The 9,596-nt window shown below is 74.1% G+C and carries 7 protein-coding genes; 6 read left to right on the top strand and 1 reads right to left on the bottom strand.

Annotated features, from left to right (window positions below; translation table 11 throughout):
- Nucleotides 1-533 (bottom strand): NUDIX hydrolase (locus C1A33_RS28160; protein ID WP_133150859.1); only part of this gene is annotated, 533 nt, incomplete at its 3' end.
- A 181-nt stretch (nucleotides 534-714) separates the two neighbouring features.
- Between C1A33_RS28160 and recO the strand changes: the two genes are divergently transcribed.
- The 6 genes from recO (at nucleotide 715) to C1A33_RS28125 (ending at nucleotide 9,492) form a co-directional block, all read left to right on the top strand.
- Nucleotides 715-1,446, top strand: a complete 732-nt coding sequence (recO, locus tag C1A33_RS28155; protein ID WP_207770546.1) for a DNA repair protein RecO — start codon at nucleotides 715-717, stop codon at nucleotides 1,444-1,446.
- 265 nt (nucleotides 1,447-1,711) lie between these two features.
- Nucleotides 1,712-2,509 (top strand): isoprenyl transferase, encoded by a 798-nt coding sequence (locus C1A33_RS28145; protein WP_101834829.1) that lies wholly within the window; start codon nucleotides 1,712-1,714, stop codon nucleotides 2,507-2,509.
- Nucleotides 2,502-3,014 (top strand): antibiotic biosynthesis monooxygenase, encoded by a 513-nt coding sequence (locus C1A33_RS28140; RefSeq protein WP_101834827.1) that lies wholly within the window; start codon nucleotides 2,502-2,504, stop codon nucleotides 3,012-3,014. The genes C1A33_RS28145 and C1A33_RS28140 overlap by 8 nt, the downstream gene beginning before the upstream one ends.
- Before the next feature lie 321 nt (nucleotides 3,015-3,335).
- On the top strand, nucleotides 3,336-6,395 hold the full coding sequence (locus C1A33_RS28135) for a glycine--tRNA ligase (RefSeq protein WP_101834825.1): 3,060 nt from the start codon (nucleotides 3,336-3,338) through the stop codon (nucleotides 6,393-6,395).
- A 163-nt stretch (nucleotides 6,396-6,558) separates the two neighbouring features.
- Nucleotides 6,559-7,245: a YdcF family protein gene (locus tag C1A33_RS28130; protein WP_101834823.1), complete on the top strand. Its 687-nt coding sequence runs from the start codon at nucleotides 6,559-6,561 to the stop codon at nucleotides 7,243-7,245.
- Between the two features lie 372 nt (nucleotides 7,246-7,617).
- Nucleotides 7,618-9,492, top strand: a complete 1,875-nt coding sequence (locus C1A33_RS28125) for a transketolase (RefSeq protein ID WP_101834821.1) — start codon at nucleotides 7,618-7,620, stop codon at nucleotides 9,490-9,492.
- Nucleotides 9,493-9,596: the final 104 nt, after the last annotated feature.

The raw sequence follows: 9,596 nt of genomic DNA, 5'->3' as shown, positions 1-9,596 counted from the left end.
GCGTAGGAGACAACGGGTGATACCGGGAATACCAGCAGTTGTCGGCCCGGGGCGGGCGGGCTGGTCAGCGGCGGGGTCTCGTCGTCGAGCGCGGCCATCAGCAGCGCCTGGCGGTTGGCGAGGATGAACTCCTTGACCTCGAGCGGCTGCAACGGGTAGCGGCTGAGCTTCTTGCCGTGCAGGTCGATCCGGTCGACGTCGTAGCGGCCCTTGGCCGGGTTCGTGAACTCCTCGCCGGTGCGCAGGGACAGGTCCATGGACACCAGCCGGCAGACGAAGAAGTGGGCCACGGTGATGCCGCCGCCGCGCGGCGGGCTGGTGAGGAAGACCTGCTGGACGCGGTCGACGGTGGCGCCGAGTTCCTCCGCGAGCTCCCGGTGCAGCGCCGCCTCGATCGAGTCGTCCCCGGCGTCCACCCCGCCGCCGGGCGTGGACCAGTAGGGCTTGCGTTTCGGCAGCGTCCGCCGGAAGAGCACCAGCCGGCCATCGGGGTCGATCAGGATCGCTCGCGCCGTCCGCCGTACAACCCGCACCCCACCATCATCCGCACACCGGCGGCGTGTCGTTCGGGTGAGTCCGGCCGGACAGCGGCGTAGGAGACAACGGGTGATACCGGGAATACCAGCAGTTGTCGGCCCCGGTTGTCCTGGTGGGGCGTGCCGCCGGACGACCTCGCCTTACCCTGCTGGGGCGGGGGCGTGCAACCATGGGCGGGTGCCGGTGTATCGCGACGAAGGGGTCGTCCTGCGAACGACCCCTCTCGCCGAGGCTGACCGCATCATCACCGTGCTCACCCGGCGTACCGGTCGGGTGCGGGCCGTGGCCAAGGGCGTGCGCAAGACGTCCTCGCGGTTCGGCTCACGGCTGGAGCCGGGCACCTACGTCGACCTGATGCTGCACTCCGGCCGGTCGCTGGACACGGTCACCCAGGCCGACATCATCGCGCCCTACGGCGCGGAGATCTCCGCCGACTACGCCCGGTACACCGCCGCTGCCGTCATGCTGGAGACCGCGGAGCGCCTGACCAGTGAGGAACGGCAACCCGCGCTGCGGCTCTTCCTGCTGCTCATCGGTGGTCTGCGGACGCTGGCGGCAGGGGAGCGCCCGCCGCCGCTGGTGCTGGACGCCTTTCTGCTTCGATCACTGGCCGTCTCGGGGTACGGCATGGCCCTGGATGACTGCGCCCGGTGCGGGGAGCCGGGGCAGCACCCGTCGCTGTCGGTCGCGGGCGGCGGCGTAGTGTGCGCGCAATGTCGTCCGCACGGCGCGGCCTCCGTGTCGGCCGGCGCGGTGCGGCTGCTGACCGACCTGTTGCGCGGCGACTGGGACGGTGCGCTGCGCAGTGACACGCGTGCGCGGCGGGAGGCCGGCGGGATCGTCGCCGCCTATCTCCAGTGGCATCTCGAGCGGGGACTGCGCGCGCTGCCGTATCTGGAACGGGCATGACGCGCCCGCGCCCGCCGGCGTGCCGCGGCGCGGGCCGGAGCCGCGCCGCGGACAGGTCGAGCGGGGGAGCGGCACGCGCGGGGAGCACGACGCGGTGGGAGAGGACGCGGTGGGAGGGGACGAGGACGGACATGGTGAGGTGGACGGCGACGGTGGGCGTTCCCCGCGGGAACCGGCGTCGGCAGGGGGACGTGTGGCGATGGCAGGAAACGGTGCGATGGACGACGGCTCGGCGCTGCCCCGGCCCGGCATGGGGAGGTAGGCAGTGACTGTGCGCAATGATCTGGGGACGCGTTTTCGGGATCCGCATCCCCATCCCTCGGGGGCCCGGCCCCCGGCCCTGCCGCCGAGCCTGGTCCCGAAACACGTGGGCATCGTCATGGACGGCAACGGCCGGTGGGCGAAACGCCGTGGCCTGGCCCGGACCAAGGGGCACGAGGCCGGCGAGGACGCGCTGTTCGACTGCGTCGAGGGCGCGATCGAGCTCGGCGTGCGGTGGCTGTCGGTGTACGCCTTCTCGACGGAGAACTGGAAGCGCTCGCCGGACGAGGTCGCGTTCCTCATGCGGTTCACCGACGGGGTGTTCGGCCGGCGCATCGACGACATGGACGCGCTCGGGGTGCGGGTGCGCTGGGCGGGCCGACGCCCGCGGCTGTGGGGCAGCGTCATCCGACGGCTGGAGTCCTCGGAGGAGCTGACCCGCGACAACGACCGGCTCACGCTGGTGATGTGCGTGAACTACGGCGGCCGGGCGGAGATCGCCGACGCCGCCGCGGCGATCGCGCGGGACGTGCGCGCGGGCCGGCTGCGCCCCGACCGGATCGACGAGGCGACCGTCAGCCGCTACCTCGACGAGCCGGACATGCCCGACCTCGACCTGGTCATCCGGACGTCCGGCGAGCAGCGGCTGAGCAACTTCCTGCTCTGGCAGGCCGCGTACGCCGAGTTCTCGTTCGTGGACACGCTGTGGCCGGACTTCGACCGCCGCGACCTGTGGACCGCCTGCGAGGAGTACGCCCGCCGCGACCGCCGCTACGGCGGCACCGTCGCCCACCGTGCCTGACGAGGACCAGCGGGTCGGCGACGCCGCGCGCGGCCCGGCCCCGCGGCCGGGACCGGACGGGGCGAACGGCCCGGGCGATCCGGCCGGCGGGCGCGGCTGGCGGCCGCCGGCCGGTGCCTCCGCGCCGGTCGTCGCCCAGATCGCCTTCACGGTGCCGCCCGCGGCGGCGGACGACTTCCCCGCGGCGGTGCGCGAGGTGCTGGCGGTGCTCGGGGGCGCCGCCGGGTTTCGCCGCGGCCGGGTCGCCCGCGCGCTGGACGCGCAGGAGTCCTGGCTGCTGATCACCGAGTGGGACGGGCCCGGGCCCTGGCGGCGGGCGCTGTCCCTGTTCGACGTGCGGCGCACGTTGACGCCGCTGTTGGTCCACGCCGTCGACGCGCCAGGCGCCTTCGAGGTGCTCGCCGCGGCGGACGCCCCGTCGGCCGGCGGGGCGGACCTGGTGTTCGCCTCCGACCGTGCCGCCGACGCGGACACGGCCGCACCCGGCCGCCGGCCCGCTTCCTGACGACCACCGCGTCGCGCGGGACGCCCACGCCTCGCGCGGCGGCGGGCTGACGCGGGAAAGTCGGTGGCGACCGGTAGCCTCGACTCAGCATCATGGACGCGCGGATCCGTGTCCCGAGGGGTTCGAAGCTCCGAGGGGTTCGAAGCGCTCGGCGGCTCGGCGCCGCGCCGTCCGGCCGCCCGGTGCGCCGGCGGCCGGGCCGTGATCGCCGGACCGGTTCGTCCGCGGCAGCCGCCCGCCCGCGCGGCCCGGGGTCCGCACCGGCGGGCGGGGCGCCCGCCCCGTCCGTGACCGTGACAGCGAAAAGCCGAGGCTCACCCGATGTTGACCATGCAGGACGCGTTGCTGGCGCTGACCCGTTACTGGACCGACCGCGGCTGCATGATCATGCAGCCGTTCAACACCGAGGTCGGCGCCGGTACGCTCAACCCGGCCACGGTCCTGCGGGTGCTCGGCCCGGAGCCATGGCGGGTGGCCTACGTCGAGCCGTCGGTCCGTCCGGACGACTCGCGCTACGGGCAGAACCCGAACCGGCTGCAGACGCACACCCAGTTCCAGGTGATCCTCAAGCCCGACCCGGGCAACGCCCAGGAGCTGTACCTGGGCAGCCTCGAGGCTATCGGCATCGACACCGCCGCCCACGACGTCCGCTTCGTCGAGGACAACTGGGCCTCGCCCGCGCTCGGCGCCTGGGGCCTGGGCTGGGAGGTCTGGCTCGACGGGCTGGAGATCACCCAGTTCACCTACTTCCAGCAGGCCGGCGGGCAGACGCTGGACACGGTCAGCGTCGAGGTCACCTACGGCATGGAACGCATCCTCATGGCGCTGCAGGGGGTGCGCCACTTCAGCGAGCTCACCTACGCGCCGGGGGTGTCCTACGGCGAGGTGTTCGGCCAGTCCGAGTACGAGATGTCGCGGTACTACCTGGACGACGCCGACATCGACACGGTGCGCCGCCTCTACGCCGACTACGCCGCCGAGGCCCGCCGGATGATCGACGCCCGGCTGCCCGTCCCGGCCCACTCCTACGTCCTGAAGTGCTCGCACGCCTTCAACGTCCTCGACTCGCGCGGCGCCGTGTCGACGACCGAGCGGGCCACCTCGTTCGCGCAGATGCGCGGCCTGTCCCGCGAGGTGGCCGCGCTGTGGCGGGACCGCCGCGAGGAGCTCGGCCACCCGCTGGGGGTGGCGAGCCCGGCGCCGGCGGCCGTGCCCGCGCCGGTCGGCGCCCCGGTGACGGAGCCGGCCACGCTGCTGTTCGAGATCGGCACCGAGGAGCTGCCGGCCGCCGAGGTGCCGCGCACGGTGGCGGCGGTGCGCGCGGGCCTCGCCGAGCGGCTCGGCGCCACCCGGCTGACGCACGGCGAGATCCGGGTCCTCGGTACCCCCCGCCGGATCGTCGCGGTCGTCGACGATGTCACCCCGCGCGAGCCCGACGTCGAGCGGGTCGTGCGCGGCCCGAGGGCCTCCGCCGCCTACGACGCCGCCGGCGCTCCCACCAGGGCCGCGGTCGGCTTCGCCCGCGGCCAGGGCGCCGACCCGGCCGACCTCCAGGTCGTCACTCATCGCGACGTCGAGCATGTGGCGCTCGTGCGGACCGAGGCCGGGCGGGACGCCGTCGACGTGCTCGCCGGGCTGCTCGGTGAGGTGGTCGCGGCGCTGCGCGGTGAGCGGAACATGCGCTGGAACGACGCGACGCTGTCCTTCAGCCGTCCGGTGCGCTGGCTCGTCGCGCTGCTCGGGGAGACCGTGGTCCCGGTGGCGGTGTCCAGCCTCGCCGCCGGGCGGACGACCCGCGGGCACCGTCGGGCCGGCTCGGAGCCGATCGAGGTGCCCGGCGCCGACGGCTACCCCGAGCTGCTCGCCGCCCACGCGATCCTGCTCGACCCGGCGGCCCGGCGTGACCTGGTCGTCGAGGAGGCGGCCAAGCTCACCGCGGACATCGGCGGCCACATCGACGCCGACGCCGACGGCGACGTCCTCACCGAGGTGACGAACCTCGTCGAGTACCCGCGACCGCTGCTCGGCTCCTTCGAGGACCGCTTCCTCGAGCTGCCCACCGAGATCCTCACCACGGTGATGCGCAAGCACCAGCGCTACCTGCCGGTGCGCGACGCCGCCGGTCGCCTGCTGCCCGCCTTCCTCGCCGTTGCCGACGGGACGGTCGACGAGGCGCTGGTCCGGGCCGGCAACGAGGACGTCATCCGCGCCCGCTTCGCCGACGCGGCGTTCTTCTACGACGCCGACGTCAAGGTCCCGCTGGAGACGTTCCGCGCGGGCCTGGCAAAACTCACCTTCGAGCAGCGCCTCGGGTCGGTAGCGGACCGGGCGGACCGCGTCGGCGCGCTCGCCCGCGGCCTCGGCGAGGCGATCGGCCTCGCCGGCGCGGATCTCGCGACGCTCGACCGGGCCGCCGCGCTCGCCAAGTTCGACCTCGCCACCCAGATGGTCATCGAGCTGTCCAGCCTCGCCGGGACGATGGCCCGCGAGTACGCCCGGCGGGCTGGCGAGCCCGAGGCGGTCGCCACCGCCCTGTACGAGATGGAGCTGCCCCGGCGCGCCGGCGGCGCGCTGCCCGGGACCGTTCCCGGCGCGCTGCTCGCCCTCGCCGATCGGCTTGACCTGCTCGTGGGCCTGTTCGCCCTCGACGCGGCGCCGACCGGCAGCTCCGACCCGTTCGGGCTGCGCCGCGCCGCGCTCGGCGTCTCGGCCATCCTCACCGGTCAGCCCCGGCTCGCCGGCCTGGATCTCACCGATCTGCTCGCCCGGGCCGCGCTGCTCACCCCGGTGCCGGTCGGTGAGCAGGCGCTGGCGGCGGCGGAGGCGTTCATCCGCGGCCGCTACGCCCAGCAGCTGCTCGAGCGCGGCGTCGACCACCGGCTCGTCGGCGCGGTCGGCCCGCACACCGGTGCCCCCGCACGGGCGGAGGCCACCCTCGCCACGCTGAGCACGCTGCTCGGCGACGACGGGTTCGCCGCGCTCGCCGCGGCCCTGCAGCGGGTGCGCCGCATCGTGCCCGCCGACGCTCCCGCGGTCGTCGACGGCGAGCGGCTCACCGAGCCGGCCGCCGCGCGGTTGCTCGGTGTAGTCACCGATCTGACCGCCCGGCTCGCGCCCGCCGGCGCCGAGGCTGACGGCGCCGAGCCTGGCCCCGCGGCCGCCGGTTCGACTCGCGGCGTGCCCGTGCCGCTGGACGCGCTGGTGGCCGCCGCCGGTGCGCTGCCGGCCGCCGTCGACGGCTTCTTCGACGGCCTGATGGTGATGGACTCCGACCCGGCGGTCCGCCGGGCCCGCCTTGGCCTGCTCGCCACCATCCGTGACCTCACCGCGGGCACCCTCGACTGGGAGGCGCTCGGCACGCTGGCCACCGCCGGTCACTGAGACTGGCGGGTGGCCGGCGGAACCGTCGTCGACTACGCCTGGTCGCGCCCGTTTGCTGATCGTCGAGATGACGTCCGGCGTGATGACGCCTGGCGGTGATGGGAGATCCGACATATCGGGCGCCGTGGTCGATCGAGTGCGGCGCAGGTCTAACGTCCTTTCTGTGGCACTGTCCCGACCCCGTCTCACCGTCCGTCCGTTTCGCGCGGACTGGTGGCGGGTGCGCTGGTGGCGGTGGGCGATCCGGGTGGTGCTCGCCGGCGTGACGGCGGTCGTCGTCCTCGCCGCCGTGACGTTCGTCCAGGTGTGGTGGGTCGGCCGGGAGGATCATCACCCGCGCTCCGACGCGCTGGTCGTGCTCGGGGCGTCCCAGTACGACGGGCGGCCCTCCGCCGTCTTCGCCGCCCGGCTCGACCACGCCCTCGCGCTGTACCGGCAGGGCGTGGCGCCGGACGTCATCACCATCGGCGGGAAGCAGCCGGGCGACCGCTACACCGAGGCCGAGGCCGGCGCCGCCTACCTGCGCCGGCGCGGGATCCCGGCGGACCACGTGATCGTCGTCCCGGAGGGTTCGGACACGCTGGGCTCGCTGACCGCGGTGGCGGGCGTCATGAACAGCCGGCACTGGCGTTCGACGGTGCTGGTCACCGACCCCTGGCACAGCCTGCGCTCCCGGACGATGGCGCGGGACCTGGGGCTGCGGGCGTCCACCTCGCCGGTCACCACCGGTCCGGCGGTCCACGGCGTCGACACGAAGGTCCACTACATCCTTCGGGAGGGGATCGGCTACCGCTGGTACCAGCTGTTCCACCGGGCCTCGCCACCCGAGGCGACGACGCGCGCGGTATGACGGTCCGGCGCGCCGTGCCGGCTGACGGCGGGCACCTGCCGGCTACCGGGCGGCACCTCCCGGCGAGGCACCTCGCGGCCCGCGGGCCGCGGCGGTACCGCGGACGGCCGGTATGTCCCGCCGCATCGCCGCCGGCACGGGCGGTGCGGAACGGTCCCGGCGCCGGCCGGATGAAATCGGGCTATTCGGGGATGTGACCTACCAGCGGCCCGCTCGACCCTCTTCGGTGGTCACCCGCGCTGGTACGGTTCGGATCGCCGGGCGAAAGGGTAATGCGTCAAGCGGTGGTGACGCTTGGCGGCAGGGACAGCCACGTGACACATGCGACAGCATTCGTGAGATCGCGATCAAGATCAGAATAAGGAGACTGGTGTGGCAACTCCCGTATCCGAAAGCGCGGTCGGGACGGCCGATCTGACCACGGTCCGGGAACTCGCGCAGCAGCTGCGGGTCGACTCGGTGCGCAGCAGCACCTCGGCCGGGTCCGGGCACCCCACCTCGTCGATGTCCGCGGCGGACCTGCTTGCCGTGCTCGTGGCCCGGCATCTGCGCTACGACTGGGACAACCCCGAGGACCCGGCGAACGACCACCTGATCTTCTCCAAGGGTCACGCCTCGCCGCTGCTCTACTCGATCTACAAGGCGGTCGGCGTCGTCACCGACGACGAGCTGATGAACGGCTACCGCCGCTTCGGTGAGCGGCTGCAGGGCCACCCGACGCCGATCCTGCCGTGGGTCGACGTCGCGACCGGCTCGCTCGGCCAGGGGCTGCCCGACGGTGTCGGCGTCGCGATCGCCGGCAAGTACCTCGACAAGGTCCCCTACCGGGTCTGGGTGCTGTGCGGCGACAGCGAGATGGCCGAGGGCTCGGTGTGGGAGGCCCTCGACAAGGCGTCCTACTACCAGCTGGCGAATCTCGTCGCGATCGTGGACGTCAACCGGCTCGGCCAGCGCGGCCCGACGGAGCTCGGCTGGGATCTCGACCGTTACGCGGCCCGTGTCGAGGCGTTCGGCGCTCGGGCGGTCGTCATCGACGGCCACGACATCGAGGCGATCGACGCCGCCCTCGCCGACGCCGAGGACGCGAGCCGCCCGACCGTCATCCTCGCCCGCACCCGCAAGGGCGAGGGCTTCTCCGAGGTCGCCGACGCTGAGGGCTGGCACGGCAAGCCGCTGCCCGCCGACATGGCCGAACGCGCCATCGCCGAGCTCGGCGGCGAGCGCGACCTGCGTGTGCGCGGCCCGGTGCCGTCCGCGGACCTGCCCCGCCCGGCGCCCATCGTGCGGCCCGCCATCACGCTGCCGGCTTTCGAGCTCGGCGCCAAGGTCGCGACCCGCAAGGCCTACGGCCAGGCGCTCGCGGCGCTCGGCGCCCGTACCGACGTGGTCGCGCTCGACGCCGAGGTCAGCAACTCGACCCACGCCGAGGACTTCGCCCACGTCCACCCGGACCGCTTCTTCGAGATCTTCATCGCCGAGCAGCAGCTCGTCGCCACGGCCGTCGGCCTGTCCGTACGCGGCTACGTGCCGTTCGCCTCGACGTTCGCGGCGTTCTTCTCCCGCGCCTACGACTTCATCCGGATGGCGGCGATCTCGCAGGCGGACATCCGGCTGTCCGGCAGCCACGCCGGCGTGGAGATCGGCGCCGACGGCCCGTCACAGATGGCGCTCGAGGACCTGGCGATGATGCGGGCGGTCGGCGGGTCGACGGTGCTCTACCCGAGTGACGCGACGTCCACGGCCCGGCTCGTCGAGGCGATGGCCGACCTGTCCGGGGTCAGCTACCTGCGCACCACCCGGGGCGCCTACCCCGTGCTCTACGGCCCCGACGAGCCGTTCGCGCCCGGCGGCTCCAAGGTGCTGCGCCGTTCGGACAGCGACACCGTCGCCCTCATCGGTGCCGGGGTGACGCTGCACGAGTCGCTCGCCGCCGCCGACGCGCTCGCCGCGGAGGGCGTGGCCGCCAGGGTCATCGACCTGTACTCGGTCAAGCCGGTCGACGCCGCCACGGTGCTCGAGGCGGCGCGGGCCACCGGCGGGCGGATCGTCGTCGCGGAGGACCACTACCCCGAGGGCGGCCTGGCCAGCGCCGTGCTCGGCGCGCTCGACGACTGTGGGCTGCAGCTGTCGGTCCGCCACCTCGCGGTGCGCTCGCTGCCGGGCTCGGGCACGTCCGCCGAGCTGCTCGACGCGGCCGGCATCTCGGCGAAGCACATCGCCGAGGCCGCCCGCGACCTGCTCCGCTAGGCAGACCGCGACAGGGGAGAACGTGAAACGGGGTCGGAGGGCTCGTGTGAGTGAGCCCTCCGACCCCGCCCGAGGCGCGTCCCCCAGTCGCGCCGACGCGGCCG

This window comes from Frankia canadensis, assembly GCF_900197875.1.
GTDB lineage: Bacteria > Actinomycetota > Actinomycetes > Frankiales > Frankiaceae > Frankia > Frankia canadensis.
The sequence above is the reverse complement of the archived record's forward strand: the minus strand, read 5'-3'. Positions and strand labels throughout refer to the sequence as shown.